33 protein-coding genes are annotated in these 25270 nt (G+C 67.4%); 10 read left to right on the top strand and 23 right to left on the bottom strand.

What is annotated here, in order from left to right; all coding sequences use genetic code 11:
- Positions 1-135: 135 nt before the first annotated feature.
- The 15 genes from rpsD to rplN form a co-directional block, all read right to left on the bottom strand.
- Positions 136-759: a 30S ribosomal protein S4 gene (rpsD, locus tag BMY35_RS06175; RefSeq protein WP_093196104.1), complete on the bottom strand. Its 624-nt coding sequence runs from the start codon at positions 757-759 to the stop codon at positions 136-138.
- 131 nt (positions 760-890) lie between these two features.
- Positions 891-1295 (bottom strand): 30S ribosomal protein S11, encoded by a 405-nt coding sequence (rpsK, locus tag BMY35_RS06170; protein WP_009124825.1) that lies wholly within the window; start codon positions 1293-1295, stop codon positions 891-893.
- A 12-nt stretch (positions 1296-1307) separates the two neighbouring features.
- Entirely contained in the window at positions 1308-1673 is a 366-nt protein-coding gene (rpsM, locus tag BMY35_RS06165; RefSeq protein ID WP_013544105.1) for a 30S ribosomal protein S13, read from the bottom strand.
- 23 nt (positions 1674-1696) lie between these two features.
- Complete coding sequence (gene rpmJ / locus BMY35_RS06160; RefSeq protein WP_013544106.1) at positions 1697-1810, bottom strand: 50S ribosomal protein L36; 114 nt, start codon at positions 1808-1810, stop codon at positions 1697-1699.
- 64 nt (positions 1811-1874) lie between these two features.
- Positions 1875-3188 carry a preprotein translocase subunit SecY gene (gene secY / locus BMY35_RS06155; protein ID WP_093196103.1) on the bottom strand — a complete coding sequence of 438 codons (1314 nt, stop codon included), beginning with the start codon at positions 3186-3188 and terminating at the stop codon, positions 1875-1877.
- A 27-nt stretch (positions 3189-3215) separates the two neighbouring features.
- Entirely contained in the window at positions 3216-3647 is a 432-nt protein-coding gene (rplO, locus tag BMY35_RS06150) for a 50S ribosomal protein L15 (RefSeq protein ID WP_019653975.1), read from the bottom strand.
- A gap of 11 nt (positions 3648-3658) precedes the next feature.
- A complete protein-coding gene (rpmD, locus tag BMY35_RS06145) occupies positions 3659-3841 on the bottom strand; it encodes a 50S ribosomal protein L30 (RefSeq protein WP_019653974.1) in 183 nt (60 codons plus the stop codon).
- A 35-nt stretch (positions 3842-3876) separates the two neighbouring features.
- Positions 3877-4395 carry a 30S ribosomal protein S5 gene (rpsE, locus tag BMY35_RS06140; protein WP_019653973.1) on the bottom strand — a complete coding sequence of 173 codons (519 nt, stop codon included), beginning with the start codon at positions 4393-4395 and terminating at the stop codon, positions 3877-3879.
- A gap of 18 nt (positions 4396-4413) precedes the next feature.
- Entirely contained in the window at positions 4414-4779 is a 366-nt protein-coding gene (gene rplR, locus BMY35_RS06135; protein ID WP_093196193.1) for a 50S ribosomal protein L18, read from the bottom strand.
- Positions 4780-4793: 14 nt separating this feature from the next.
- Positions 4794-5327: a 50S ribosomal protein L6 gene (rplF, locus tag BMY35_RS06130; RefSeq protein ID WP_093196102.1), complete on the bottom strand. Its 534-nt coding sequence runs from the start codon at positions 5325-5327 to the stop codon at positions 4794-4796.
- Positions 5328-5351: 24 nt separating this feature from the next.
- Positions 5352-5747, bottom strand: coding sequence for a 30S ribosomal protein S8 (rpsH, locus tag BMY35_RS06125; RefSeq protein ID WP_081267428.1), 396 nt, complete (start codon positions 5745-5747; stop codon positions 5352-5354).
- A gap of 20 nt (positions 5748-5767) precedes the next feature.
- Positions 5768-6073 carry a 30S ribosomal protein S14 gene (gene rpsN, locus BMY35_RS06120; protein WP_093196101.1) on the bottom strand — a complete coding sequence of 102 codons (306 nt, stop codon included), beginning with the start codon at positions 6071-6073 and terminating at the stop codon, positions 5768-5770.
- Positions 6074-6081: 8 nt separating this feature from the next.
- Positions 6082-6621: a 50S ribosomal protein L5 gene (gene rplE, locus BMY35_RS06115; protein ID WP_093196100.1), complete on the bottom strand. Its 540-nt coding sequence runs from the start codon at positions 6619-6621 to the stop codon at positions 6082-6084.
- 11 nt (positions 6622-6632) lie between these two features.
- Positions 6633-6965: a 50S ribosomal protein L24 gene (gene rplX / locus BMY35_RS06110; RefSeq protein WP_093196099.1), complete on the bottom strand. Its 333-nt coding sequence runs from the start codon at positions 6963-6965 to the stop codon at positions 6633-6635.
- A gap of 12 nt (positions 6966-6977) precedes the next feature.
- Positions 6978-7346, bottom strand: a complete 369-nt coding sequence (rplN, locus tag BMY35_RS06105; protein ID WP_009124801.1) for a 50S ribosomal protein L14 — start codon at positions 7344-7346, stop codon at positions 6978-6980.
- Positions 7347-7656: 310 nt separating this feature from the next.
- Here rplN and BMY35_RS06100 point away from each other — a divergent pair, with 310 nt between their 5' ends.
- On the top strand, positions 7657-8748 hold the full coding sequence (locus BMY35_RS06100; protein WP_256228253.1) for an esterase-like activity of phytase family protein: 1092 nt from the start codon (positions 7657-7659) through the stop codon (positions 8746-8748).
- On the top strand, positions 8745-9602 hold the full coding sequence (proC, locus tag BMY35_RS06095; RefSeq protein ID WP_093196098.1) for a pyrroline-5-carboxylate reductase: 858 nt from the start codon (positions 8745-8747) through the stop codon (positions 9600-9602). Before BMY35_RS06100 ends, proC begins: the two co-directional genes overlap by 4 nt.
- Before the next feature lie 2 nt (positions 9603-9604).
- Here the strand turns inward: proC and BMY35_RS06090 are convergent, their stop codons facing one another.
- The 5 genes from BMY35_RS06090 to BMY35_RS06070 all read right to left on the bottom strand — a co-directional run bounded on the left by BMY35_RS06090 (position 9605) and on the right by BMY35_RS06070 (position 13714).
- Entirely contained in the window at positions 9605-10084 is a 480-nt protein-coding gene (locus BMY35_RS06090) for a MaoC/PaaZ C-terminal domain-containing protein (RefSeq protein WP_256228246.1), read from the bottom strand.
- Positions 10085-10092: 8 nt separating this feature from the next.
- Positions 10093-10992: a 4-hydroxybenzoate octaprenyltransferase gene (gene ubiA / locus BMY35_RS06085; protein ID WP_093196097.1), complete on the bottom strand. Its 900-nt coding sequence runs from the start codon at positions 10990-10992 to the stop codon at positions 10093-10095.
- Complete coding sequence (locus BMY35_RS06080; RefSeq protein WP_093196096.1) at positions 10982-11557, bottom strand: Dps family protein; 576 nt, start codon at positions 11555-11557, stop codon at positions 10982-10984. Before BMY35_RS06080 ends, ubiA begins: the two co-directional genes overlap by 11 nt.
- 148 nt (positions 11558-11705) lie before the next feature.
- Positions 11706-12671: a LysR substrate-binding domain-containing protein gene (locus tag BMY35_RS06075; RefSeq protein ID WP_093196095.1), complete on the bottom strand. Its 966-nt coding sequence runs from the start codon at positions 12669-12671 to the stop codon at positions 11706-11708.
- Between the two features lie 128 nt (positions 12672-12799).
- Positions 12800-13714: a LysR family transcriptional regulator gene (locus BMY35_RS06070; protein WP_093196094.1), complete on the bottom strand. Its 915-nt coding sequence runs from the start codon at positions 13712-13714 to the stop codon at positions 12800-12802.
- A gap of 100 nt (positions 13715-13814) precedes the next feature.
- On the opposite strand from BMY35_RS06070, the gene BMY35_RS06065 reads away from it, so the two are divergent.
- From BMY35_RS06065 to BMY35_RS06030, 8 genes are read left to right on the top strand one after another with little or no spacing between them, the layout of a single operon-like run.
- Positions 13815-14783: a Bug family tripartite tricarboxylate transporter substrate binding protein gene (locus tag BMY35_RS06065; protein ID WP_093196093.1), complete on the top strand. Its 969-nt coding sequence runs from the start codon at positions 13815-13817 to the stop codon at positions 14781-14783.
- A gap of 59 nt (positions 14784-14842) precedes the next feature.
- Positions 14843-16213, top strand: coding sequence for an MmgE/PrpD family protein (locus tag BMY35_RS06060; protein WP_093196092.1), 1371 nt, complete (start codon positions 14843-14845; stop codon positions 16211-16213).
- 24 nt (positions 16214-16237) lie between these two features.
- Positions 16238-17308: an isocitrate/isopropylmalate dehydrogenase family protein gene (locus BMY35_RS06055; RefSeq protein ID WP_256228245.1), complete on the top strand. Its 1071-nt coding sequence runs from the start codon at positions 16238-16240 to the stop codon at positions 17306-17308.
- A gap of 5 nt (positions 17309-17313) precedes the next feature.
- A complete protein-coding gene (locus BMY35_RS06050; RefSeq protein ID WP_093196090.1) occupies positions 17314-18504 on the top strand; it encodes a CaiB/BaiF CoA transferase family protein in 1191 nt (396 codons plus the stop codon).
- A complete protein-coding gene (locus BMY35_RS06045) occupies positions 18504-19319 on the top strand; it encodes an enoyl-CoA hydratase (protein WP_093196089.1) in 816 nt (271 codons plus the stop codon). Before BMY35_RS06050 ends, BMY35_RS06045 begins: the two co-directional genes overlap by 1 nt.
- 22 nt (positions 19320-19341) lie before the next feature.
- Positions 19342-20328, top strand: coding sequence for a zinc-binding dehydrogenase (locus BMY35_RS06040; RefSeq protein WP_093196088.1), 987 nt, complete (start codon positions 19342-19344; stop codon positions 20326-20328).
- 54 nt (positions 20329-20382) lie between these two features.
- The gene (locus BMY35_RS06035) at positions 20383-21354 is read left to right on the top strand and encodes a tripartite tricarboxylate transporter substrate binding protein (RefSeq protein ID WP_093196087.1); all 972 of its coding nucleotides are present in this window, start codon (positions 20383-20385) and stop codon (positions 21352-21354) included.
- 5 nt (positions 21355-21359) lie between these two features.
- Positions 21360-22190, top strand: a complete 831-nt coding sequence (locus tag BMY35_RS06030) for an ABC transporter substrate-binding protein (RefSeq protein WP_093196190.1) — start codon at positions 21360-21362, stop codon at positions 22188-22190.
- Positions 22191-22265: 75 nt separating this feature from the next.
- Here BMY35_RS06030 and BMY35_RS06025 read toward each other — a convergent pair whose 3' ends face one another.
- The 3 genes from BMY35_RS06025 to BMY35_RS06015 all read right to left on the bottom strand — a co-directional run bounded on the left by BMY35_RS06025 (position 22266) and on the right by BMY35_RS06015 (position 25268).
- Positions 22266-23522 (bottom strand): acyltransferase family protein, encoded by a 1257-nt coding sequence (locus tag BMY35_RS06025; RefSeq protein WP_093196086.1) that lies wholly within the window; start codon positions 23520-23522, stop codon positions 22266-22268.
- A gap of 169 nt (positions 23523-23691) precedes the next feature.
- Complete coding sequence (locus BMY35_RS06020) at positions 23692-23913, bottom strand: MbtH family protein (protein ID WP_093196085.1); 222 nt, start codon at positions 23911-23913, stop codon at positions 23692-23694.
- 29 nt (positions 23914-23942) lie between these two features.
- On the bottom strand, positions 23943-25268 hold the full coding sequence (locus tag BMY35_RS06015; protein ID WP_093196084.1) for a glycosyltransferase: 1326 nt from the start codon (positions 25266-25268) through the stop codon (positions 23943-23945).
- Between the last annotated feature and the right edge of the window lie 2 nt (positions 25269-25270).

Genomic DNA, 25270 nt, shown 5'->3' with positions numbered 1-25270 from the left:
TCCTCTCAATACCCCCGGCTCGTTACACCGGTAAGGCTGGTGAAGCACCTGAGCCGCGACGAAGCGCGGAACAGGAACGTGAACAACAAAAACAATCTCCCGCACGCGCCGAATGGCGGGTGCGGGTAGAAGAAATCAACGCGAATACAGTTCGACGATCAGCGATTCGTTGATGTCGGCTGCGAATTCGTCGCGATCGGGCACCTTCTTGAACGTGCCTTCGGCCTTGTCGGCATTCACGTCGACCCATGCCGGAATACCGACTTGCTGGGCGAGTTGCAGCGCTTCGACAACGCGGGTCTGCTTCTTCGACTTGTCGCGCACGGCGATCACGTCGCCGGTCTTCACCAGGTACGACGGGATGTTGACCGACTGACCGTTCACCGTGATCGCCTTGTGCGACACGAGCTGACGCGCTTCGGCGCGGGTCGAGCCGAAGCCCATGCGGTAGACGACGTTGTCCAGGCGCGATTCGAGAATGAACAGCAGGTTGGCGCCGGTGTTGCCACGGCGGCGATCGGCTTCTTCGAAGTAGCGGCGGAATTGCTTCTCGAGCACGCCGTACATGCGCTTGACCTTCTGCTTCTCGCGCAGCTGCAGGCCGTAGTCGGAGGTGCGCTGACCCGAGGTGCGGCCGTGCTGGCCGGGCTTGGAGTCGAACTTGGCCTTGTCCTGGATCGAGCGGCGGGCGCTCTTCAGGAACAGGTCGGTGCCTTCACGGCGGGAAAGTTTGGCCTTGGGGCCGAGGTAACGTGCCACGATTTTTCCTTTGTGTCATCTGCCGCAGTTGCCTGCGGGAGCCATCGGCAAGATGCTGATGGCAGTGGGCTTAGTTAAAAAACAAATGCGCAGCCGCTATTCAAAGCCGGCTGCGCCTTGCGGACTGACGATCAGATGCGGCGACGCTTCTGGGGACGGCAGCCGTTGTGCGGAACGGGCGTCACGTCGGCGATCGAGTTAATCCGGATGCCGAGCGCAGCCAGTGCGCGCACCGACGATTCGCGACCGGGGCCGGGGCCCTTGATCTCGACGTCGAGGTTCTTGATGCCTTGTTCGACAGCAGCACGGCCGGCAACTTCCGAAGCGACCTGCGCAGCGAACGGGGTCGACTTGCGCGAGCCCTTGAAGCCCTGGCCACCCGACGAAGCCCACGACAGGGCGTTGCCCTGGCGATCGGTGATCGTGATGATGGTGTTGTTGAACGAAGCGTGCACGTGAGCGATACCGTCCGCGACGTTCTTGCGAACCTTCTTGCGAACGCGCTGTGCGGCGTTGTTTGCAGGTGCTTTAGCCATGCTGTTCTATCCTTATTTCTTCAGGGACTGCGCAGCCTTGCGCGGACCCTTGCGGGTGCGGGCGTTGGTGCGCGTGCGCTGGCCGCGCATCGGCAGGCCGCGACGGTGACGGAAGCCGCGGTAGCAGCCGATGTCCATCAGGCGCTTGATGTTCATCGTCGTCTCGCGACGCAGGTCGCCTTCGATCGTGAACAGCGCGATCTGGTCGCGGATCTTCTCGAGATCGGCGTCGGTCAGATCCTTGATCTTCTTCGAATACTCGATGCCGCTCGCTTCGCAGATCTGACGGGCGCGGGTGCGACCGATGCCGAAGATGGCGGTCAGGCCGATTTCAGCGTGCTTGTGCGGCGGGATGTTGATGCCAGCAATACGTGCCATGTGCGTCCTCTAATACTCTTCAATCAACCCTGGCGCTGCTTGTGGCGCGGGTCGGTGCAGATCACACGCACCACACCCTTGCGGCGGATGACCTTGCAATTACGGCAGATGGTTTTGACCGAAGCCGAAACTCTCATTTCACTCTCCTAAAACTGTTTAACGTGGCGGTCTACCGCCCGGACTCAATACTGAAACACAGCCCTACGATGTCTTGAAGTTAGCCTTCTTCAGCAGCGATTCGTACTGCTGGGACATCATGTAGTTTTGCACCTGGGCCATGAAGTCCATCGTGACGACCACGATGATCAGCAGGGAGGTACCACCGAAGTAGAACGGCACGTTGTACTTCAGGATCAGGAACTCTGGCAGCAGGCAGACGAAGGTGATGTACACCGCGCCAGCCAGCGTCAGGCGAACCAGAATCTTGTCGATGTAGCGAGCGGTCTGGTCACCCGGACGAATGCCAGGAATGAATGCACCACTCTTCTTCAGGTTGTCGGCCGTTTCCTTGCTGTTGAACACGAGCGCCGTGTAGAAGAAGCAGAAGAAAACGATCGCAGCGGCATACAGCAGCACGTAGATCGGCTCGCCGGGGCGCAGTGCGCTGGCAACGTCCTTGATCCAGCGAAAACCGCCTTCGCCGGTGCTGAACCAGCCGACCACCGTTGCCGGCAGCAGGATGATCGACGAGGCGAAGATCGGCGGGATCACGCCGGCCATGTTCAGCTTCAGCGGCAGGTGCGACGACTGGCCGCCGTACACCTTGTTGCCGACCTGGCGCCGCGCATAGTTCACGAGGATCTTGCGCTGGCCGCGCTCCACGAACACCACGAAGTAGGTGACCAGCACCACCACGGCGACGATGAAGAGCGCGACGATCACGTTCATGGCGCCGGTACGAACCAGCTCCAGCAGGCCGCCGATGGCGTTGGGCAGACCGGCCGCGATACCCGCGAAGATCAGGATCGAGATGCCGTTGCCCAGGCCGCGCTCGGTGATCTGCTCGCCGAGCCACATCAGGAACATCGAACCTGCCGTCAGGCTCACCATGGCGGTGATGCGGAAGCCGAAGCCGGGCGAGATCACCAGGCCGGCCGACGACTCGAGAGCCACCGCGATGCTGAACGACTGGAACAGTGCCAGACCCAGCGCGCCATAGCGCGTGTACTGCGTGATCTTGCGGCGGCCGGCCTCGCCTTCCTTCTTCAATTGCTCGAAGGTAGGAAGCACGTAGGTCATCAGCTGCATGATGATCGACGCCGAGATGTACGGCATGATCCCCAACGCGAACACGGTGAAGCGCGACAGCGCACCGCCCGAGAACATGTTGAACAGGCTCAGAATGCCGCCCTGCTGGCCCTGGAACAGCGCAGCCAGCTGGTCCGGGTTGATGCCCGGCACAGGAATATGCGCGCCAATCCGGTAGACCACGAGCGCGAGCAGCAAAAAGACGAGCCGACGACGGAGGTCGCCGAACTTGCCTGTTTTTGCGATCGTTGCCGCGTTAGTTGCCACGAAGAACTTCTTTCAGTCCGATGATGATCAGGCGATGCTGCCGCCGGCCGCTTCGATCGCAGCCTTGGCGCCAGCCGTTGCGCCCACGCCCGTCAGCTTGACGGCCTTGGTGAGCTCACCGGTCTTCACGACCTTGACGACCTTGGCCAGCTGGCCGACGAGGCCGGCTTGCTTCAGCGCCAGGATGTCCACTTCGGCCAGGCCGAGCTGCTCGAGAGCGGTCAGCGTGACTTCGGCGTTGAACTTCAGCAGATGCGACTTGAAGCCACGCTTCGGCAGCCGACGCTGCAGCGGCATTTGACCGCCTTCGAAGCCGACCTTGTGGAAACCACCTGCGCGCGACTTCTGGCCCTTGTGGCCGCGACCCGAGGTCTTGCCCAGGCCGGAACCGATACCGCGGCCGACACGGCGCTTGGCGTGCTTGGCGCCATCCGCCGGCTTGATGCCATTGAGTTCCATATCAGTCTCTCTTACAGGACTTTGACCAGATAACTGATCTTGTTGATCATGCCGCGCACAGCGGGCGTGTCTTGCAGCTCGCTCACGCTGTTGAGCTTGCGCAGGCCGAGGCCGCGCACGGTCGCGCGATGCGATTCCTTGGTGCCGATCGGGCTCTTGACCAGCTGCACCTTGAGGGTTTGTTGTTGCGTCATTTGAATGCTTCCTTGAGGCTTGCGACGGCCTGCGCTCAGGCGAAGATTTCTTCGACGGTCAGGCCGCGCTTGGCAGCCACTTCGCTGGCGGTCGTCGAGTTCTTCAACCCGTCGAGCGTGGCGCGAACCATGTTGTAGGGGTTCGACGAACCATGGCTCTTGGCCACGATGTCGGTGATACCCATCACTTCGAACACGGCGCGCATCGGGCCGCCGGCGATGATGCCAGTACCCTTGGGGGCCGGGTACATCACGACCGTCGAAGCGCCATGGTGACCTTGCACCTGGTGGTGCAGCGTGCCGTTCTTGATCGAAACCTTCAGCAGGTTGCGACGAGCTTCTTCCATTGCCTTCTGCACTGCAGCGGGCACTTCCTTCGACTTGCCCTTGCCCATGCCGACGCGGCCATCGCCGTCACCGACCACGGTGAGTGCTGCGAAACCGAGGATACGACCACCCTTCACCACCTTGGTGACGCGGTTGATCGCGATCATCTTCTCGCGCAAACCGTCCTCGGGGCCTTCGTTCTGCGTTCTTGCCTGAATCTTTGCCATTTTGAATCTCGTGTCCGGTTAGAACTGCAGGCCGGCTTCGCGGGCAGCCTCGGCCAGCGCCTTGACGCGGCCGTGGTATGCGAAACCTGCGCGGTCGAAGGCGACCTTCTCGACGCCGGCAGCCTTCGCCTTTTCAGCGATGCGCTTGCCGACGGCGGTGGCGGCGGCAGCATTGCCGCCCTTGCCCGAACCGCCGAGCGAGGTACGCACTTCGGCTTCTGCCGTCGATGCGGTTGCAATCACCTTGGCGCCGTCGCCGGAGATGACGGTGGCGTAGATGTGCAGGTTGGTGCGGTTCACCGTCAGACGAGCCACACCCTGTGTCGCGATGCGGATGCGGGTCTGGCGCGAGCGGCGAAGACGCTGTGCTTTTTTGGTCAACATCATTTTGCTGCCCCTTACTTCTTCTTGGTCTCTTTGATCACGATCTTCTCGTCCGCATAGCGGATGCCCTTGCCCTTGTAGGGCTCTGGCGGACGAACAGCGCGGATCTCAGCGGCGATTTGACCAACGCGCTGACGGTCAGCACCCTTGATCACGATTTCAGTCGGGGTCGCGGTGGCCACCGTGATGCCTTGCGGCATGTCGATGTTGACCGGGTGCGAATAGCCGACCTGGAGGTTCAGCTTCGTGCCCTGGGCTGCGGCCTTGTAGCCGACGCCGATCAGGCTGAGCTTCTTCTCGAAGCCCTTGGTCACACCGACCACCATGTTGTTCACGAGCTGGCGAACCGTGCCGCTCATCGCGTTGGCTTCACGCGAATCGTTGGCGGGCTCGAAGCTCAGCTTGCCGTCCTTGCTGACGACGTTGACCAGCACATTGCGCGCGAGGGCGAGCGTGCCGCCCGTGCCCTTGACGCTGATCTGGTCTTCCTTGATCGACACATCCACGCCTGCGGGGATGGTGATCGGCATTTTTCCTACTCGGGACATTTCAGTTACTCCTCGATGTCTCGGTTAGGCGACGTAGCACAGGACTTCGCCGCCGACACCGGAGGCGCGAGCCTTGCGGTCGGTCATCACGCCCTTGGGGGTCGTGACGATCGCAACGCCGAGGCCGTTCTGGACTTGCGGAATCGAAGCGCTGGCCTTGTAGACGCGCAGGCCGGGGCGGCTCACGCGTTCGATGCGCTCGATGACCGGACGGCCAGCGTAGTACTTCAGCGAGATTTCCAGTTCGCTCTTGCCGGCTTCGGTCTTGACCTGGAAACCGTCGATGTAGCCCTCGTCCTTCAGGACTTGTGCGATCGCGATCTTCACCTTGGAAGACGGGACCGACACGGTGGGCTTCGCCACCATCTGCGCGTTGCGGATACGCGTCAGCAGGTCGGCAATGGGATCACTCATGCTCATGTTGTTTGCTCCTGCCTGGCTTACCAGCTGGCCTTGGTGACACCGGGGATGTCGCCGTTGAAAGCCAGTTCGCGGATCTTGGCGCGGGCCAGACCGAATTGACGGAAGGTGCCGCGCGGGCGACCGGTGATTTCGCAACGGTTGCGCTGACGCGTGGGGTTCGCGTTGCGCGGCAGCTTTTGCAGCGCCAGGCGTGCAGCGGCGCGCTCTTCTTCGCTCTTCTTCAGGTCGTTGGAAGCTGCCTTCAGTTCCGCGTGCTTCGCGGCGAACTTGGCAACCAGCTTGTCGCGCTTGAGTTCGCGCTGGATCAAAGATGCTTTAGCCACAGGTCACCTCAGTTCTTGAACGGGAAACGGAAGCCAGCGAGAAGCGCCTTGGCTTCTTCGTCGGTCTTGGCCGTCGTCGTGATGCTGATATTGAGACCGCGCAGGGCATCGACCTTGTCGTACTCGATCTCGGGGAAAATGATCTGTTCCTTGACGCCGATGTTGTAGTTGCCACGGCCATCGAAAGCACGGCCGGAGATACCACGGAAGTCGCGAACGCGCGGCAGCGCGATGGTCACGAAGCGATCCAGGAATTCGTACATGTGCACGCCACGCAGCGTGACCATGCAGCCGATCGGCTGGTTTTCGCGGATCTTGAAGCCGGCGATAGCCTTCTTCGACTTGGTGACCACGGGCTTCTGGCCGGCGATCTTGGTCAGGTCGGCAACGGCGTTGTCGAGAACCTTCTTGTCGGCGACAGCTTCACCCACACCCATGTTGAGCGTGATCTTGGTGAGGCGCGGGACCTGCATCGGCGACGTGTAGCCGAACTTTTCCGTCAGGTCTTTCGCGATCTTTTCGCGATAGTGTTGTTGGAGACGTGCCATGTGAGTACCTCTTAGGCGAACTTGATTTCTTCGCCGCTCGACTTGAACACGCGAACAGCCACGCGCTTGCCGTCAGCATCCTGGGTGACCTTGACGCCCACGCGATCGGCCTTGCCGGTCGCGGCGTTGAAGATCGCCACGTTGGATTGATGAATCGGCATGGCCTTCTCGACGATGCCACCGGTCGTACCCTTCAGGGGGTTCGGCTTGGTGTGCTTCTTGACGAGGTTGATGCCTTCGATGACCACGTGCGAGTCATCCTTGCGCAGCGAGACGGTGCCCCGCTTGCCCTTGTCGCGGCCGGCCAACACGATGACCTGGTCGCCCTTGCGAATCTTGTTCATGGCGTTGTGTCCTTAGAGAACTTCGGGTGCCAGCGACACGATCTTCATGAACTTCTCGGTGCGCAGTTCGCGCGTGACCGGTCCGAAGATGCGGGTGCCGATGGGCTCCAGCTTGGCGTTGAGCAACACTGCAGCGTTGCCGTCGAACTTCACGAGCGAACCGTCGGCGCGACGGATGCCCTTGGCGGTGCGGACCACCACTGCGCTGTAGATCTCGCCCTTCTTGACGCGACCACGCGGAGCGGCTTCCTTGATGCTGACCTTGATGACGTCGCCCACGCTGGCGTAACGCCGCTTGGAGCCACCGAGCACCTTGATACACAGGACGGATTTCGCGCCCGTGTTGTCGGCCACTTCGAGCCGGGATTCAGTTTGGATCATTTCTTGATATTCCCAACTTGTACCGATGTGCCTCCAGGAGGGAGGCAAATCAGTCAGTCTTGGGCCCGTCGTCCATGCCCCGAACCACTCGGGGCACTTCCGCTTTGGGCTGAAAGCTCCGCCTTTTGAAAGCGAAGCCCGCGATTGTTGCACGCGAAGGCCAGGAAGTCAACAACCCTGTCTGCGGCGGGACGCTGCCACTAGACTCCGGGGCGTGCGCCCGTCCGAAAAGCCCGAAAAACCCATTCTTTCGACCTCATTGCCGCTGCCGCGCCGTCGCCTCCTGCTGGCCGGCGGCGCCGGGCTGGCGATGCTGGGCGTGGCCGGCTGCAAGGGCGGCGCGACGCCGAACCCGGACTCCGGCCGGCTGCGCCGCATCGCCGAAGCGCGATGGCCGCACCGCCTTCATATAGAAGGGACCACGGCCGGAGGCCTCTCGGGCATCGACTACGACCCAATCCGAGGTGAGTACCTGCTCATCAGCGACGACCGGTCGGACCTGGCTCCCGTCCGCTACTACGTCGCCCGCTGGCCCGATCCACCGGCCGCGCCGCCCGAACCGACAGGCGTGGTGCAGCTGCAACGCCCCGGCGGCGGCCCCTGGCCGAACCGGCGCAACGCGGTCGACGGTCTCCCGGTGCCCGACCCCGAAGCGCTGCGGCTACGCCCGGCCACCAACACCCTGCTGTGGACCAGCGAAGGCGACGTCGCCCGCGGCTTCGGCCCCGCGTTGTACGAATCGGCCCGCGACGGCCGCTTCCTGCGCGAATTCCGGATGCCGGCGATGTTCCAGCCTGATCCGGCAAAGCGCCGCGGCCCGCGCGACAACCTGACTTTCGAGGGTGTCAGCCTCACGCCCGACGGCCGCTTCGCCTGGCTGGCGATGGAGAACGCCCTGATTCAGGACGGCCCCGAACCCGCCGTCGGCGCCCCCGGCGGCCCCTGCCGCTTCACCCGGATCGACCTGGAGACCGGCCAGGCCGACCGCCAGATCGCCTACATTCCCGACGCCATCCCGCTGCGCCCGCTCGTTCCCGGCAGCTACGCCGACAACGGCGTGAGCGAGATCCTGATGATCGACGCCGACCGCATGCTGGTGCTGGAGCGCGCCTACGCCACCGGCCGCGGCAATTCGCTGCGCCTGTATGAAATAGATACCCGCGCGGCCAGCGACGTGCTCGCCGTCGACGCGCTGGCGCCCGGCAACCACCGGCCGGCGGCCAAGACGCTGGTGGCCGACTTCGCCGCGCTGGGCCTGTCCCGGCTCGACAACACCGAAGGCATGTGCTGGGGCCCGCCCCTGCCCGGCGGCAAGCGCATGCTGGTGGTCGTGAGCGACGACAATTTCAATCCGCTTCAAATCACCCAGTTCGCCGCCTTCGAATACGCCGACCGACCATGACCATCGCCGTGACCTTCCTGCCCCGCACCGGCCCCGCGCCGCTGCCCCCCGTCGCCTTCATCGGGGGCGGCAACATGGCCAGCGCCATCATCGGCGGCCTGATCCAGCAAGGCACCCCGGCCGAGGCCTTCGAGGTGGTCGAGCCCTTCGAGGAAGCGCGCGCGAAGCTGTCCCAGTCCTTCGGCATCGTCGCGAAGGCCGAGGCGGGCGAGGCCCTCTCGCGCTGCGGCGTGGTGGTCTGGGCGGTCAAGCCCCAGACCTTCGCGGAGGCCACCCGGCCGGTACGCGCCCATGTCGAAGACGCCCTGCACCTGAGCGTGGCAGCCGGCATTCCATCCGACAGCATCGCCCGCTGGCTCGGCACCGAACGCGTGGTGCGGGCCATGCCCAACACGCCCGCGCTGGTGGGCAAGGGCATGACCGGCCTGTTCGCCCGGCCCGGCGTCGACAGTTCCGACCGCTCCATGGTCGGGCAGCTGCTGGCGCCCACCGGCGAGCTGCTCTGGGTCGACGCCGAACCGGCGCTCGACGCAGTGACCGCCATTTCGGGCTCCGGCCCGGCCTACGTGTTCTATTTCATCGAGGCGATGACCGAGGCCGGCGTCGAGATGGGCCTCACGCCCGAGCAGGCGCTGCGGCTGTCCGTCGGCACCTTCACCGGCGCCTCGGCACTGGCGCACAGCGCGACCGAGCCGCCTTCGGTGCTGCGCGAGCGCGTGACCTCCAAGGGCGGCACGACCTACGCCGCCATCACTTCGCTCCAGGCGGCCGATGTGAAGTCCCAGTTCAAGACAGCGATCCGCGCCGCACAGAAGCGCGCCGCAGAGCTGGGCGAGGAATTCGGCCGAGGCTGATTTCAGGCCTCGGGCAACGCCCCCGGCCCGAGCAGGAACAACCATTCGGCAGCCAGCGTGACGGTGCCGTTCTCCAGCTCCAGCCAGACTTCTTCCTTCAGCAGATAGCTGTCGCCCGGCCTGGCCGTCACGTCCGCAATGCGTACGCGCGCCCGAAAGCGCGCCCCCACCGGCATAGGCCGCACGAAGCGCAGGCGGTCGAAGCCGTAGTTGAGCGCGTGGTTCGAGTCGAAGGGCAGCAGCGTGCGCATGGCCTCGCCGGTCAGCCGGATCAGGTGCGACACCTGGAAGAAGCCCTGCACGATGGTGCCGCCGTAGCCGGCCTCGCGCGCCGCGCGTTCGGGGTCGAGGTGGATCCACTCGCCCTCGCCGTCGCCAGACAGCTCCGAGTAGCGGTCGACCATCTCCTGCGTGATGCGGTGCCAGCCGGAGTGGCCCTCCTGGCCTATCTTCTGCCTCAGCCGCTCCAGCACATCGGACATGGTGATGCTCAACGTAGCGCGTAGCCGGCCACGATGCCGGCAAACACGGTGAAGCCCAGCCAGTGGTTCAGCCGGAAGGCCTTGAAGCAGCCTTCGCGCGTGCGGTCGCGGATCATCCGCCAGTGCCACAGCGCCTGCGCCACGGCGACCGCGATGCCGACGTAGAACAGCACGCCCAGCGAACGGCTCGCGCCGGCCCAGGTCCAGACCGCGATGAAGATCGCGTAGCTCGCCATCACCGCCGCCACGTCGAAGCGGCCGAAGGTGATGGCCGATGTCTTCATGCCGATCTTGAGGTCGTCGTCGCGGTCGACCATCGCGTACTCGGTGTCGTAGGCCAGCACCCAGAACAGGTTGCCCACCAGCAGCGCCCAGGCGAAGAGCGGCACGGTGGATTGCACCGCCGCGAAGGCCATCGGAATGCCGAAGCTGAAGGCAACGCCCAGCACCGCCTGCGGCACCGAGACGAAGCGCTTGGCGAAGGGATAGACCAGCGTGATGGCCAGCGCCGCGAACGACCACAGCACCGTCGCGCGGTTGGTCGTGAGCACCAGCCCGAAGGACACCAGCGCCAGCACCACGCCCAGCCCCAGCGCCTCCTTGACCGGCAACTCGCCGCTGGTCACGGGCCGCTGCGCGGTGCGCTTCACGTGGCGGTCGAAGTCGCGGTCGGCCACGTCGTTCACGCAGCAGCCGGCGCTTCGCATGAGAACGGTGCCGAGCGTGAACACGACCAGCAGGTGCCAACCGGGCCAGCCGCCCGCCGCGAACCACAGCGCACCCAGCGTGGGCCAGAGCAGGAGCAGCCAGCCCGCCGGACGGTTCCAGCGGATCAGGTCGAGATACAACGCAAAACGCCCGCGGCGAGCCGCGGGCGCAGTGACGGAAGGAGCGGAATCAGTCTTCAAGGAGGGAACGCAGCATCCAGGCCGTCTGATCGTGCACCGTGCAGCGCGCGGTCAGCATGTCGGCCGTCGGGTCGTCGCCGGCTTCCTCGGCGACAGGAATGAATTCGCGCGCAATGCGCGACACGGTTTCGTGGCCCTTCACCAGGATGCGCACCATCTCCATCGCCTTGGGCGGGTTCTGCGGCACGTCGGGCACGGTGGCGATCTTGCTGAACTCGGCGTACGAGCCCGGCGCGTAGTGGCCCAGCGCGCGGATGCGCTCGGCGAGCACGTCGGTCGCGCCCCACAGTTCGGTGTACTGGCCCATGAACATCGCGTGCAGCGAGTTGAAGTGCGGGCCCGTCACGTTCCAGTGGAAGTTGTGCGTGGTGAGGTACAGCGTGTAGGTGTCGGCCAGCACGCGGCTCAGGCCTTCGGCGATGGCGGCGCGGTCCTGGCGCTCGATGCCGATATTGATGATGGGCGCGTTGCGGCTGCCCGACTCCTGCGCGACCTGCTTGCCGCCCTTCTTGGGCACCTTGCCTGCGGAAGAGGCGGACGAGGTTTTCTTCGAGTCTTTGGCCATGGCGCGAGATCCTTTTCTTCGATCGAATTTTGGGAGGTGCTGGACTGAATTCTGGAAGCCGGCGCACGGCTTCGCAACAGCGTCACTCTATCTCAGCGATCAACGATTCAAAACGGCCGCCGCGTAGGTCAAGTTCTCGAATTGCGAACTACGAAAGGCGCTTCACGCCCGGCAGCTCGCACGCATAGATCGCGTTGCGCAGCGCGGCGATGGCCTCGTAGCGCGTGAAGGTGCGGCGCCATGCGAGCACCACGCGGCGCGTGGGCGGATCGCGGTCGTGCGCGTCGCGCACCGGCAGGTAGCGCACCATCTGCTCGGGCTCCTTGCGGCCCTTGACCTTCGGCTTGATGGCATCGGCCGGCACCGACAGGCGCGGCACCAGCGTCACGCCCATGCCCGAGGCCACCATGTGCTTGATGGTCTCCAGCGACGAGCCCTCGAAGCTCTTTCGGATGCCCTCGGCGTTGCTCGAGAAGCGCGCGAACTCCGGGCACACCTCCAGTACGTGGTCGCGGAAGCAGTGGCCGGTGCCCAGCAGCAGCATCGTCTCGCTCTGCAGTTCCTCGGACGTGATCGATTCGCGGTCGGCGAACTTGTGCCTGTTGGGCAGCGCCGCCATGAAGGGCTCGTCGTACAGCGGCGCCATCGCGAGGCCGGTGTCGGGAAAGGGCTCGGCCATGATGGCGCAGTCGATCTCGCCGGCGCGCAGCATCTCGAGCAGCTTGGCGGTGAAGTTCTCCTGCAGCACCAGCGGCATCTGCGGCGTGCGCGCGATCACCTGGCGCACGAGGTCGGGCAGCAGGTACGGCCCGATGGTGTAGATCACGCCCAGGTTCAGCGGACCGGCCAGCGGGTCCTTGCCGCGCTTGGCGATCTCCTTGATGCTGGCCGCCTGGTCGAGCACGCTCTGCGCCTGCTGCACGATCTGCTCGCCCAGCGGCGTGACGGTCACTTCGCCGGCGCTGCGCTCGAAGAGCTTGACTTCGAGCTCGTCCTCGAGCTTCTTGATTGCGACGGAGAGGGTCGGCTGCGAAACGTAGCAGGCCTCGGCCGCCTTGCCGAAGTGCCGTTCGCGGGCCACTGCGACGATGTATTTGAGTTCGGTGAGAGTCATAGCTTGCGTCAATTATGCGCAAGGGTGTGTCACGAGGATGGCTTGGGGTCTTGGAAGCTCCCTGCAGGGCGCCAAATTCGTCGGATTCCACCGCCCAAGGCCAGCCGGAAGGGCAACGCCGTCTCCATCTATCTGGAGCGGGCCCTGGGCGTGGCGCGGGTGGCCGACGCCGCCAGCAGGCCGGCGAAGGCCTGTGCCGCCGGCGACAGGCTGCGCCCCGCGCGGCGGATGATGCCGATGGTCCGGCTGATGGCAGGCTTCTCCAGCCGTACGCCCACCACCGCCGCGGGCTTGCGCGGCAGCGTCAGCTGCGGCACCACGGCGATGCCCATGCCGTTCTCCACCATGCCGATCAGCGTGGAAACGTGGCGCACCTCGCACACCGGGCGCGGCAGAGGCGGCATCTCGGCCAGCGCCTGGTCGATGAACAGCCGATTGCGGCTGTCGTGGGAAACCCGGGCATGCGGGTAGGCCGCCAGCTCCTCCCATCCCACCGACCGTCGCCGCGCCAGCGGATGGTCCGCGCGGCAGGCCAGCACGTAGGGCTCCTTCAGCAGCGGCGTGAACTCCACCTCCGGGTCCTGCATGCCGATGTAGTTGAGCGCGAAGTCGGCCTCGCCCTGCTTCACGCTGGCCAGCACCTCGTCGGCGCCCTCCTCGATCACGCGCACCAGCACGCGCGGATGCTCCTTGCGGAAGGCGTTGATCACCGGGGGCATGAAGTGGTGCACGGTGGAAAGCACGCAGCCGATGGTCACGTCGCCCGCCTCCAGCTCGGCGGCGTCGCGCAGGCTCAGCACCGACCGGTCCAGGTCTTCCACCACGCCGCGGATCTGGCCCAGGAAACGCCGGCCCAGCAGGGTGAGCTCCACGTTGCGCGTGGTGCGATCGAACAGGCGCACGTCCAGCATGTTCTCCAGGTGCGAGATGCGGCGCGAAAGCGCCGGCTGCGACAGGTAGAGCGCCCGCGCAGCGGCGGCGAAGCTCTGCGTCTCGGCCACGGTGATGAAGGCCCGGAGGTCGGCCAGCGATGGTTTGGTCATGGCAATTCACTCATGCAAGGAATGCAATAAAACACCAGAAACTTGCAATTTACTGCAAGGGCCCGAATGCGGAAGATGCGCGCCATAACAAGGAGACAACATGAAGCGCCGCCAACTGCTGCAAGCCGCCTCGGCCGCGATCGCCCTTCCAGGCGTGGCCTTCGCGCAGGCCTTTCCGAGCAAGCCGATCCGCTACATCGTTCCCGTGGCCGCAGGTGGCGGCAACGACATGACCGCCCGCGTGGTGACCGAGCGCTGGGGGCGCCTGCTGGGCCAGGCCATGCCCGTGGACAACCAGAGCGGCGGCGGCGGCGTGGTCGCCAGCCAGCTCACCGCGCACGCCCCGCCCGACGGCTACACGCTCATGCAGGGCTACGTGGCCACGCACGGCACCACGCCGGCCACGCGCAAGGTGAGCTACGACGCGATCAAGGACTTCACCCCCATCGGCATGATCGGCGCCACCCCCAACGTGCTGGTGGTCAACGCCTCGGTGCCCGCCAAGACGGTGGGCGAGTTCATCCAGTACCTCAAGGCCAACCGCGGCAGCGTGAGCTACGGATCGGCCGGCGCGGGCTCCCTCACGCACCTGACCATGGAGCTGTTCAAGCAGGAGACGGGCACCGTCATGGTCCACATCCCCTACCGCGGCATCGCCCCGGCCATCAACGACCTGCTGGGCGGACAGACCCAGGCCATGTTCCCCGGCCTGGCCGCAGCGCTGCCGCACCTTCGCTCGGGCCGCATGCGCGCGCTGGCCGTCACGGGCAAGCAGCGCAGCGCGCAGGTCAAGGACGTTCCCACCATGGAGGAGGCCGGCTTCAAGGGCTTCGACGCCATGCAGTGGTACGGCTCCGTGGGGCCGGCCGGCATGCCGGCGGACGTCGTGCAGCGCCTCAACGAGACCCAGGTGGCGGTGCTCAAGTCGCCCGACCTGGCGGAGAAGCTGGCCAGCGAGGCGGTGGAGCCCTGGCCCATGACGCCCGAGCAGTTCGGCCAGTACATCGTTGCCGACATCCGGCGCTGGACCGCGCTCGCCAAGGCCCGAAACATCCGCCTCGACGAATGAGCCTTCCCCTTTCTCTTCACCTTCTTCCTGTTTCTTCAACCGCAACCTGAATTCATCCTGTGGCCCGCAACACGCAAGTCCCCGCCGATCTTTCCGCGCCCCCGATCACGTCCATCCTCGCCCGCTTCGTGGCCGGCCACCGCTCGCGCGGCTGGTCCGACGCGGTGGAGCACGAGGCGCACCGCACCTTCTACAACTGGCTGGGCTGCGCCATCGGCGCGGCGCACCACGAGGCGGCCGACGCCGCGCTGGGGGCGGTGCAGATGCTGCAGCCCGCGCCCCAGGCCACGGTGCTGGGCCGCAGCGAGAAGGTGGACATGGCCAGCGCCGCGCTGATCAACGGCATCACCTCGCACACCTTCGACTTCGACGACACGCACCTCAAGACGATCATCCATCCGGCCGGCCCGGTGGCTTCGGCCGTGCTCGCGCTGGCCGAGCACCAGGGCCTGGCCGGCCGCGACGTCATCGATGCGCTGGTGCTGGGCATCGACGTGGCCTGCCGCGTGGGCAATGCCATGTACCCGGACCACTACGACCGCGGCTGGCACATCACCGGCTCCACCGGCATGCTCGGCGCGGCGGCGGGCTGCGCGCGCCTGCTGAAGCTCGACGAGAAACGCACGGCGATGGCGCTGGGCATCGCGGCCTCGCAGCCGGTGGGCGTGCGCGAGCAGTTCGGCACCATGACCAAGCCCTTCCACCCGGGCGGCGCGGCGCGCGCCGGCCTGCTGTCGGCGCTGCTGGCCAGCCGGGGCTTCACCGCCAGCGAGCGGGCGCTGGAGGCGCCGCGCGGCTTCGTGCAGGTGGTCTCGGACAAGCGGGCGTGGAACGAAGTGACCGACGAACTGGGCGAGCGCTTCGAGATCTCCTTCAACACCTACAAGCCCTTTGCCTGCGGCATCGTGATCCATCCAAGCATCGACGCCTGCGTGCAGCTGCGCGCCCAGGGCATCACCGACGATCAGGTGGAACGCATCGAGCTGCGCGTGCATTCGCTGGTGCTGGAGCTCACCGGCAAGAAGGAGCCCAGGGACGGCCTGCAGGGCAAGTTCAGCGTCTACCACGGCTGCGCCGTGGGCCTGCTGTACGGCCGCGCCGGCGAGGAGGAGTTCTCCGACGCGGTGGTGACCGACCCGCGCGTGGTCGCGCTGCGCAACAAGGTGCAGGCCACGGTGGACGACGGCATCGACGAAGCCGCGGTGCGCGTGGCCGCGGTGCTCAAGGACGGCCGGCGGGTGGAGGTGCGCGTGGACCATGCCATCGGCTCCATGCAGAACCCGCTGACCGACGCGCAGCTGCAGGGCAAGTTCGATGGCCTGGTGGTGCCGGTGCTGGGCCGGGAGCGCGCCGACCGCATCAGCGCCCAGTGCCGGTCGCTGGCCGCGCTGGCCGACGTGCGCGGCCTCACGGCCCTGTGCGCCGCCTGACGAAGCGAAGGAGCTGACATGACCATGAGCGCACTTCGCATCGGCATCCTGGACGGCGACGACATCGGGCACGAGATCGTGCCGGCCTCGGTGGCCGTCGCCCGCGCCGCGGCCGAGCTCCATGGCGTGCAGGTCGACTGGCGGCCGCTGCCCATCGGCGCGAGCGCGCTGCAGACGCATGGCCACACGCTGCCGCCGGAGACGCTGTCCGCGCTGCACCAGCTCGACGGCTGGATCCTCGGCCCCATCGGACACCGCGCCTATCCCCCTGGGCCCAACGCGATCAATCCGCACCCGATCCTGCGCAAGCAGTTCAACCTGTTCGCCAACGTCCGGCCCACGCGCTCCTACCCCGACATCGGCTGCCTCCACGACGGCGTCGACCTGGTGATCGTGCGCGAGAACAACGAGGGCTTCCAGCCGGATCGCAACATGGTGGCCGGCTCGGGCGAGTTCCGGCCCAACGACGAGGTCACGCTCTCCGTGCGCGTCATCACGCGCACGGGCAGCCGACGCGTGGCCAGGGCCGCCTTCGAGCTCGCGCGCCAGCGCCGCAGGCACCTGACCTACGTGCACAAGGACACGGTGTTCAAGCTGGGCTGCGGCATGTTCGTGGAGGAGTGCCGCAAGCTCGCCGCCGAGTACCCCGACGTTCGGGTGGACGACGTGATCGTCGACACCTTCGCCATGCGCCTGGTGCGCGACCCGCAGAGCTTCGACGTGGTGGTCACCACCAACATGTTCGGCGACATCCTGTCCGACGAGGCCGCCGGCCTGGTGGGCGGCCTGGGCATGGCGCCGGGCCTGTGCATCGGCGATGGCGACGTGGCGATGGCGCAGGCCACGCACGGCTCGGCGCCCGACATCGCGGGCCAGGGCATCGCCAACCCCTACGCCATGATCGAGTCCACGCGGATGATGTTCGAATGGCTGGGCCACAGCCGCGGCAACGAAGGCGCTGTCCGCATGGGCGCCTCCATGGCGAAGGCAACCACCGCCGCGCTGGCCGACCGGCAGGCGCGCACAGGCGACATCCGCGGCAGCGGCAACACGGCCACGTTCACGCAGGCCGTGCTGAAGAACCTGAGGACCTGACACGCATGCCTCACCTTCCAGCCTCCGCCGCGCTGCAGCGCTTTCGCGTCATCGACCTCACGCAGGTGCGCGCCGGCCCCACAGCCTGCCGCCAGCTCGCCGACTGGGGCGCCGACGTCATCCAGGTGCAGATGCCCGAGCACATGCGCGGCGACGACACGCTGGGCGGGCAGGACGGCTCCGACTACCAGTACACGCACCGCAACAAGCGCTCGATCACGCTGGACCTGAAACAGGCCGAGGGCATCGCCACGCTCAAGCGGCTGATCGCCACCTCCGACGTGGTGGTGGAGAACTTCCGCCCGGACGTGAAATTCCGCCTGGGCATCGACTACGAGACGCTGGCGGCGGACCACCCGCGCCTGGTCTACGCCAGCATCTCGGGCTTCGGCCAGACCGGCCCGCTCGCTCAGCGACCGGGCTTCGACCAGATCGCGCAGGGCATGGGCGGGCTCATGTCGGTGACCGGGCTGCAGGAGCAGGGGCCCGTGCGAGTGGGCATCCCGATCGCCGACCTGTGCGCGGGCATCTTCGCGGCGCAGGGCATCCTGGTGGCGCTGCTGGAGCGCGAGAGCTCCGGCAAGGGGCAGTGGCTGCACACCTCGCTGCTGGAGTCCATGGTCTACATGATGGACTTCCAGACCTCGCGCTTTCTCATCGACGGCGAGGTCGCGGCGCAGGCGGGCAACTTCCATCCCACCAGCATTCCGACCGGCGTCTACAAGGCGCGAGACGGCTACATGAACATCGCGGTGTTCGGCTCCAGGATCTGGGAGCGCTTCTGCAACATCCTGGGCGCGCCGGAGTGGATCGACGACGCGCGCTACCACGACAAGGCCGCGCGCTCGGTCAACCGCGACGCGCTCAACGCCGAGATCAACCGCCGGCTGGCGGCGCACGACCGCGCCCACTGGGTCAGGCAGTTCAACGAGGGCGGCGTCGCCTGCGGCCTGATCAACGACATGAGCGAGGTCTTCGACGAGCCGCAGATCCGGCACCTGGGCATGGTCAAGAAGGTGGTCTCGCGCTGGCACGGCGAGCAGCGCCTGGTGGGCCAGCCGGTGCAGCTGGAGCGCACGCCCGGCACCATCGCGCGCGCCGCCCCGCGCCGCGGCGAGCACAGCGAGGAGATCCTTTCCGAACTGGGCCTGTCGGGCGAAGAGCTCGCCCGCATGAAGGCCGCAGGAGTCTTTTGATGACGAACACCCACCCCGACTACATCTCCACCACCGATCGCGTGCAAACCTGGCTGGATGGCCGCGCGCTGCACATCCGCTTCAACAACCCGGCGCGGCACAACGCGCTGTCGGTCGACATGTGGGAGGCGGTGCCGCCCCTGCTCGACCAGGCCCGGGACGACGATCGCGTGCGCGTCGTGGTGTTCTCCGGCGCCGGAGGCAAGGCCTTCGTGTCCGGCGCGGACATCTCGCAGTTCGAGGACATGCGCGCGGCACGCGAGGCCGTTGCGCACTACGAGCAGATGGCCGAGACCACGCTCATGGGCATCCACGACTTCGCCAAGCCCACGCTGGCCTGCATCCAGGGGTACTGCATCGGCGGCGGGGTGAACGTGGCCATCGCCTGCGACATCCGCGTCGCCGCCACCGACTCGGTGTTCTCCGTGCCCGCAGCGCGCCTGGGCCTGGGCTACCGCTACTCGGCCATGAAGAACCTGGTGGACCTGATCGGCCCGGGCGCCGCGAAGGACCTGTTCTTCACCGCCCGCCGCATCGACGCGGCCGAGGCGAAGGCGATCGGCCTGGTTTCGCGCACCTGCGCGCCCGATGCCCTGGACGGGCTCTTGGCCGAGTACGTCGGCGCCCTCTCGGAAAACGCGCCGCTCACCGTGATGGCCGGCAAGGCGATCGTGCGCGAGATCCTCAAGCCCTCGCCCGAACTCGACATGGCGCTGTGCACCAGACTGATCCGCGGCTGCTTCGAGAGCGCGGACTACACCGAGGGCCGAACGGCCTTCATGCAGAAGCGCAAGCCGGTCTTCACCGGCCGCTGAACCACGACAAGGAGCAACCGCGATGCAGTCCTACTGGATGCAGATGACCGACACGGACACCGTGATCGAACTGCGCGAGGCGCCCACGCCGGTGCCCGGGCCGCGCCAGCTGCTGGTGCGCATGCACGCGGCCGCGCTCAACCGGGGAGAGTTCCTGCTGGGCCACGGCCTGCACGGCAAGCCCGGCAGCTGGAAGGCCATCGGCGGCGAAGGCGCGGGCGAGGTGGTGGCCGCCGGCGACGAAGCGGGCGGCTTCGGGCCGGGCGACCGCGTGATGGGCCGCTGCGCCGGCGCCTTCTCGGAATACGCGCTGATGGAGGCGGCCGAGGCCATGCCGATGCCCGCGGCCCTTTCCTTCGAGCAGGCGGCCGGCATTCCGCTGACCTTCCTCGTGGCCTTCGACATGCTGGTGCTGCAGGGCCGCCTGCAGCCGGGCGAATGGCTGCTGGTGAACGGCGTCTCGTCCGGCGTGGGCGTGGCCTCGCTGCAGCTGGGCAAGGCGCTGGGCGCGAAGGTGATCGGCACCTCGGGCTCGGCCGGCAAGCTGGCGTCGCTCGGCGAACTGGGCCTGGACGTGGCCCTTCACACCCGGGGCGCCGGCTTCGCGCCGGCGGTGATGGAGGCGACCGGCGGGCTGGGCGCCAACCTGGTCGTGAACACCGTGGGCGGCACCGTCTTCGCCGAGAACGTCCGCGCCGCGGCCTTCGAGGCCCGCCTGGCCACCGTGGGCCACGTGGACGGCGTGCTGCATGCCGACATCGACCTGGACGCGCTGCACGCGCGGCGCCTGACGCTCTTCGGCGTCTCCAACAAGCTTCGCACCAAGGAGCAGCGCGCCGCCGCGGTGCCGCGCTTCGTGGCCGAGGTGCTGCCGCACTTCGCGGCGGGCCGCATCCGCCCGGTGATCGACCGCGTGGTCGACTTCGATCGCCTGCCGCAGGCCAAGGCCAGCATGGAAGCCGGCCAGCACGTCGGCAAGATCGTGCTGCGCATGCCTGCCGCCGCCTGAGGCCTTCCTCTTCGTTTTCGACGACGACCAGAGCCACAACGGAAGGAGACAAGCATGAAGACCAGGCACTTCGCCACGGCGTTGGCGTTGGGCGCGCTTTCGCACGCCTCGTGGGCGCAGCCCGCGCCCTATCCCGGCAAGCCCATCCGCCTCGTGATCGGCTTCGCGGCCGGCGGCGCGGCCGACTACGTGGCACGCTCGATGAGCGAGTCCTTCGGCAGGGCGATGGGCCAGCCCGTGGTGGTGGACAACAAGCCGGGCAACGGCTCGAGCATCGCGGCGGACATCGTCGCCAAGTCGCCGGCCGACGGCTACACGCTGCTCATCGCCAGCCCCAGCAGCATCTCGGTGAACCCGGCGCTCAACCCGAAGATCGGCTACGCGCCCTCCGACCTCCTGCCCGTCACGAAGATCACCACCTCGCCGCTGGTGCTGGCGGTGAACCCGGCGGCCGGCATCGGCTCGGTGCCCGAGCTGATCGCGGCGGCGAAGAAGGAGCCGGACAAGCTCAACTACTCCACCTCGGGCAACGGCTCGGCGCCGCATCTGGGCGCGGCATTGTTCACGCTGCTCACCGGCGCGCCGATGACTCACGTGCCCTACAAGGGCGGCAGCCTGGCCATCCAGTCGGTGATGGCGGGCGACACGCAGGTCACCTTCGGCACCTCGCCCTCGGTGCTGCCGATGGCCAAGGGCGGGCGGCTCAAGGTGCTGGCGGTGAGCACGCGCGAGCGTTCGCCGCTGGTGCCGGACCTGCCCGGCATGCGCGAGGCCGGCCTGCCCGAGTACCACCTGGAGTTCTGGTACGGCATATTCGTGCCCGCGGGCACGCCGCCGGCGGTGGTGAAGAAGATCTTCGAGGCGGCCCGGACCGCCATGCAGCAGCCCTCGGTGAAGACCGGCCTGGCGCGCGAGGGCACCGAGGTGTCGCTCTCGACCTCGCCGGAAGAGTTCGGACAGTTCCTGGTGTCGGACGGCAGGTTCTGGGTGGACCTGGTGAAGAACGCGAAAGTGAAGGTGGAGTGATGAGCATGGAACACACCGTCACCGTCTACAGGCGCTCGGTGCTGGCTGCCGGCGCGCTGATGCTGGGCGGCTGCGCCGCCATCGGGTCTTCGATCGGGCCTTCGGCCAATGCGCGGGCGGCCCGCACCGAGCTCTCGCCAACCGGCAGGCTGCGCGCGGCCATCAACTTCGGCAATCCCATCCTCGCGACCAGGGGCTCCGGCGGCGAGCCGCAGGGCGTCTCGGTGGACCTCGCGCGCGAGGCCGCGCGGCGGCTGGACCTGCCCGTCGAGCTGGTGCAGTTCAATTCGGCCGGCAGCGTGGTCGAGGCCGTGAAGGCGGGCCGGGTGGACATGGCCTTCGTCGCCATCGACCCGGTGCGCGGCGCCGACATGGACTACACCGCGCCCTACGTGATCATCGAAGGCGCCTACCTCGTGCGCAACGCCTCGCCGCTGCGGCGCAACGAGGAAGTGGACCGCACCGGCACCCGCGTGGTGGTGGGACGCGGCAGTGCCTACGACCTGTTCCTCACGCGCGAGCTCAAGGCCGCCACGCTGGTGCGCGCGTCCACCTCGCCGGCCGTCACCGACATGTTCCTCGCGCAGGACCTGGACGTGGCGGCCGGCGTCAGGCAGCAGCTGGAGGCCGACGCCCGGCGCGTGGGCGGCGTGCGCCTGCTGCCGGGGCGCTTCATGGTGATCGAACAGGCCATGGGCGTACCCAAGGGACGCACCGCGGCGCAGGTCTGGCTGAGCGCGTATATCGAGGAGATGAAGCGATCGGGCTTCGTGGCGGAAGCGCTCAGGCGCCACGCGATCGAGGGCGCCGCCGTGGCGCCACCGCGCACGAGCTGAGTGGGTGCCCCGGGGACGCCCCGATCGGCAACGCGTCGACATCGACAAGGCCTGCCAACTGCTGAACGAGCCACGCTATCGCGCCGCCTGTGCGGCAGGCACCCGGCGCGAACCGGATCGCGCCCGCCTGCCCTGCGCGATGCCCGGCTTCTCGACCAGCCGATAGCTCACGACCGAAGCCACCACCAGCACCAGCGCGCAGAAGATGCCGGTCAGCCAGTACTGCAGCGCGCCGGTCATCGCGAACTCCCGCACCGGTCCCGCGGCGAGGACGATGCTCAGGACCAGTCCCTGCAGCAGGTAGATGCTGTAGCTCACCGTGCTCATGCGCCGCGCCGCGCGCAGGGACAGCAGGCCGAACAGCGTGCCGCCACGGCAGACCAGGTGAAAGAAGCCCCACAGCAGCAGCACCTGGACAGGCCCGACCATGTGCTCGAAGCCGAGGAACACGGCTCCGAGGCAAGCCAGCGCGAGCAGCGAGCCCATCCATTCGGGCATGCGCCGCGCAGCCACGTCCGCATCCGCGTCCGCACCATTGCGCCGAGCGAGCCACGCCGACAGCATGCCCAGCAGGAACGAGGCCAGCACCCAGGCCACGGCACCGATCACCAGCGCGGTCGTCGGGCGATTGGGCGAGGCGCCCGGCGAAAGCGCCGCGACGGTCAGCGCCAGCATGCACAGCAGCAGGCCGCCCGCGACGAAGCGCGGCGTCCGCCCGCCGCGCGCGAACGGCGCCATCGGCCGCAGGGCACCGTAGAACAGCCACTCGAAGAAGATCGTCCACGTCACGCCCGCGAGGATCAGCCCCGTTCCGGCATGGCCGTTGATGTCCGGCTGCAGCGGCCAGATGCCGAGGGCCAGCCACTGCAGCACCGCGGCAAGCACGGACCACGCCGGCTCCCTGAGCTCGAACCCGGTGCGCCATGCGACGACGAGGAACATCAGCCCCACCGCCAGCAGGTAGGTCGGGCCGATGCGCCACAGCCGGCCGACGTACAGGCCCCTCCAGTCCGGCCGCCCCTGCGCGTCGAGCAATTTCCCCCAGAACAGGAAGCCGGTGATCATGAAGAAGACGCCCACGCCGACCTGCCCCAGCAGCGTGGGAAAGCCCGGCGGCGGAAAGGTCCACTCGCCGCGCTCGATGTAGCCGTGGGTCACCATCAGGTGGTGCACGAAGACGCTCAGCGCGAGGAAGCCGCGCAGGCCGTCGAGCGTCGCCGTACGCCGATCGCGCCCGTGCGGCTCGTCGGCCACGCGGAAGACCGGCAGGGCCAGCATGCCGAGCACGACCAGCACGAGCACGAAATACGGCCAGGCGGAAAAGACGCTCATCGGCGGCGCGGCCTGCTCAGCGGCCTTCTCGCTTCGGACGTCTTTGCGGAAATGTCGGCCTCTCTTCTCGCCGGCTCCGCGCGCTCCTTGTCCAGTTCACCGACGGCCGGCGGCCGGAAGCGCGACGCATACGCCCATGCGGCGCCGCGCCGGTACAGCGCGAACACCCTCATGCGCCAGCGGCATCGAGGTCCCTGGCCGCGAGCGATCGCGGCCGCATGTCGGTCCAGTTCGCCTCGATGTAGGCGCTGCAGGCCGCCCTGTCGGTGGCGGGCAGCGCCACGTTCCAGCCGGCCGGCACGGCGATGAAGGCCGGCCACAGCGAGTGCTGACCTTCCTCGTTCACCAGCACCAGGAAGCTGGCGTTCTTGTCGTCGAACGGATTGCTCATCTTCGGATTCCTTGCGGGGGGTTCTTCGTTCAGGCCATCGTCATGGATGCCATGGATGCCGCGGGCTCGCGCAGCGCCTCGAGTGCGGCAGCGATTTCGTCGAGCGCACGGTGGCGCGCGAAGTCGTCGCGCAGCACGCCCGCGCGCTGCCGGTAGGCGGGTTCGTTCAGCAGCCTGCGCACCGCGTCGCCGATCTGGCGCGCGCCGGGCTGGCCGTTGCCGAGGTTGATGCCGGCGCCCGACCAGGCCACGCGCGCGGCGATCTCGGGCTTCTCCTCGGTGGCGCCCGATACCACCAGCGGCACGCCGAGGCTCAGCGCATGGTTGACCGAGCCGTAGCCGCCGTTGGTCACCATCGCATGCACCTTGGGCAGCAGCCGGTCGTAGGGCAGGAAGGGCAGCACGCGGGCGTTCGCGGGCACGGCCATGTTCAGCGCGGCCGGCGTAGGGCCGCCGGTGGTGGCGATGACCTGGATGTCGCTGGCGCCGGCCAGGCCCTGCAAGGTCGGTCCGATGAGTTGCGCCGGGTTCTGGTTGGCCAGCGTGCCCTGCGTGACCAGCACGACCCGGCGGCCGTCGTCCAGCTCGTGCCACCAGTCGGGCTCCACGAAGTCGCGGCTGGCGGGCGCGAGCAGCGGGCCGACGAAGCGCACCGAGGCCGGCAGGTCGCTGCGCGGGTACTCGAAGGACTCGGAGGTCAGCTGCAGGTACAGGTCCGGCAGCTTGACCATGGCATCGACGAAGAACTCCGGCAGCGCCGGCAGGCCCGCGCAGGTCAGCAGCGCGTCGAAGTAGCGCTGCACCTCGCCGAACATCGCCTGCCGGAGGTTGGCGTTCATCGCGCGGTTGCGCACGCGTCCTTCCGGCGTGGCCGAGGGCGGCAGGGCCGTGCCGAAGAAGGCCGTGTCGCAGCTCGAAAGCGGCAGCGCCGAGATGCCGATGCCCACGACGGCCGGGCGCTCCTCGCGCGGCCCCAGCAGCAGCGGGAAGGTGCCGCAGAACATCGTGTCGACCACGATGGCGTCGGCCGCGAAGTCGCGCAGGATCGAGCGCAGGCCGCTGCGCTGCGCCGCCATGGCGTCGGCGAAGAAATGCTTCAGGCCGAAGCACAGCTGCGCATGCGCCGACGGAAGGCGCTGGCGCTGCGGAAAGCGCTGGTCGAGCTCGTGGTGGTCGAAGTCGATCGCAGCCTCGAAGGGCACGAAGCCCGCGCCCGTGGCCTCGGCCTGCGCCCGGAAGCGGCTCGCGGTGTGCACCCGCACCTCGTGCCCGAGGCCCACCAGGTGCTGCGCGATGGCCAGCATCGGCAGCACGTGTCCCGGCAGCGGCGTCGCCGCGATGAGATAGCGCGCCATGG

This window comes from Variovorax sp. YR750, assembly GCF_900109805.1.
In the GTDB taxonomy this organism is placed as follows: Bacteria; Pseudomonadota; Gammaproteobacteria; order Burkholderiales; family Burkholderiaceae_C; genus Variovorax; species Variovorax gossypii.
Note: the sequence above shows the minus strand (reverse complement) of the source record. Positions and strands in the feature narration are given on the sequence as shown.

Bases quoted from the DNA above. Each gene is read 5' to 3' on its own strand.
- rpsK (WP_009124825.1), bottom strand. From the start codon at position 1,295: ATGGCTAAAGCACCTGCAAACAACGCCGCACAGCGCGTTCGCAAGAAG.
- rpsM (WP_013544105.1), bottom strand. From the start codon at position 1,673: ATGGCACGTATTGCTGGCATCAACATCCCGCCGCACAAGCACGCTGAA.
- rpmJ (WP_013544106.1), bottom strand. From the start codon at position 1,810: ATGAGAGTTTCGGCTTCGGTCAAAACCATCTGCCGTAATTGCAAGGTC.
- rplO (WP_019653975.1), bottom strand. From the start codon at position 3,647: ATGGAACTCAATGGCATCAAGCCGGCGGATGGCGCCAAGCACGCCAAG.
- rpmD (WP_019653974.1), bottom strand. From the start codon at position 3,841: ATGACGCAACAACAAACCCTCAAGGTGCAGCTGGTCAAGAGCCCGATC.
- rpsE (WP_019653973.1), bottom strand. From the start codon at position 4,395: ATGGCAAAGATTCAGGCAAGAACGCAGAACGAAGGCCCCGAGGACGGT.
- rplR (WP_093196193.1), bottom strand. From the start codon at position 4,779: ATGTTGACCAAAAAAGCACAGCGTCTTCGCCGCTCGCGCCAGACCCGC.
- rplF (WP_093196102.1), bottom strand. From the start codon at position 5,327: ATGTCCCGAGTAGGAAAAATGCCGATCACCATCCCCGCAGGCGTGGAT.
- rpsH (WP_081267428.1), bottom strand. From the start codon at position 5,747: ATGAGCATGAGTGATCCCATTGCCGACCTGCTGACGCGTATCCGCAAC.
- rplE (WP_093196100.1), bottom strand. From the start codon at position 6,621: ATGGCACGTCTCCAACAACACTATCGCGAAAAGATCGCGAAAGACCTG.
- rplX (WP_093196099.1), bottom strand. From the start codon at position 6,965: ATGAACAAGATTCGCAAGGGCGACCAGGTCATCGTGTTGGCCGGCCGC.
- rplN (WP_009124801.1), bottom strand. From the start codon at position 7,346: ATGATCCAAACTGAATCCCGGCTCGAAGTGGCCGACAACACGGGCGCG.
- BMY35_RS06100 (WP_256228253.1), top strand. From the start codon at position 7,657: ATGCTGGGCGTGGCCGGCTGCAAGGGCGGCGCGACGCCGAACCCGGAC.
- proC (WP_093196098.1), top strand. From the start codon at position 8,745: ATGACCATCGCCGTGACCTTCCTGCCCCGCACCGGCCCCGCGCCGCTG.
- BMY35_RS06090 (WP_256228246.1), bottom strand. From the start codon at position 10,084: ATGTCCGATGTGCTGGAGCGGCTGAGGCAGAAGATAGGCCAGGAGGGC.
- BMY35_RS06080 (WP_093196096.1), bottom strand. From the start codon at position 11,557: ATGGCCAAAGACTCGAAGAAAACCTCGTCCGCCTCTTCCGCAGGCAAG.
- BMY35_RS06075 (WP_093196095.1), bottom strand. From the start codon at position 12,671: ATGACTCTCACCGAACTCAAATACATCGTCGCAGTGGCCCGCGAACGG.
- BMY35_RS06070 (WP_093196094.1), bottom strand. From the start codon at position 13,714: ATGACCAAACCATCGCTGGCCGACCTCCGGGCCTTCATCACCGTGGCC.
- BMY35_RS06065 (WP_093196093.1), top strand. From the start codon at position 13,815: ATGAAGCGCCGCCAACTGCTGCAAGCCGCCTCGGCCGCGATCGCCCTT.
- BMY35_RS06055 (WP_256228245.1), top strand. From the start codon at position 16,238: ATGAGCGCACTTCGCATCGGCATCCTGGACGGCGACGACATCGGGCAC.
- BMY35_RS06050 (WP_093196090.1), top strand. From the start codon at position 17,314: ATGCCTCACCTTCCAGCCTCCGCCGCGCTGCAGCGCTTTCGCGTCATC.
- BMY35_RS06045 (WP_093196089.1), top strand. From the start codon at position 18,504: ATGACGAACACCCACCCCGACTACATCTCCACCACCGATCGCGTGCAA.
- BMY35_RS06040 (WP_093196088.1), top strand. From the start codon at position 19,342: ATGCAGTCCTACTGGATGCAGATGACCGACACGGACACCGTGATCGAA.
- BMY35_RS06035 (WP_093196087.1), top strand. From the start codon at position 20,383: ATGAAGACCAGGCACTTCGCCACGGCGTTGGCGTTGGGCGCGCTTTCG.
- BMY35_RS06030 (WP_093196190.1), top strand. From the start codon at position 21,360: ATGGAACACACCGTCACCGTCTACAGGCGCTCGGTGCTGGCTGCCGGC.
- BMY35_RS06025 (WP_093196086.1), bottom strand. From the start codon at position 23,522: ATGAGCGTCTTTTCCGCCTGGCCGTATTTCGTGCTCGTGCTGGTCGTG.
- BMY35_RS06020 (WP_093196085.1), bottom strand. From the start codon at position 23,913: ATGAGCAATCCGTTCGACGACAAGAACGCCAGCTTCCTGGTGCTGGTG.
- BMY35_RS06015 (WP_093196084.1), bottom strand. From the start codon at position 25,268: ATGGCGCGCTATCTCATCGCGGCGACGCCGCTGCCGGGACACGTGCTG.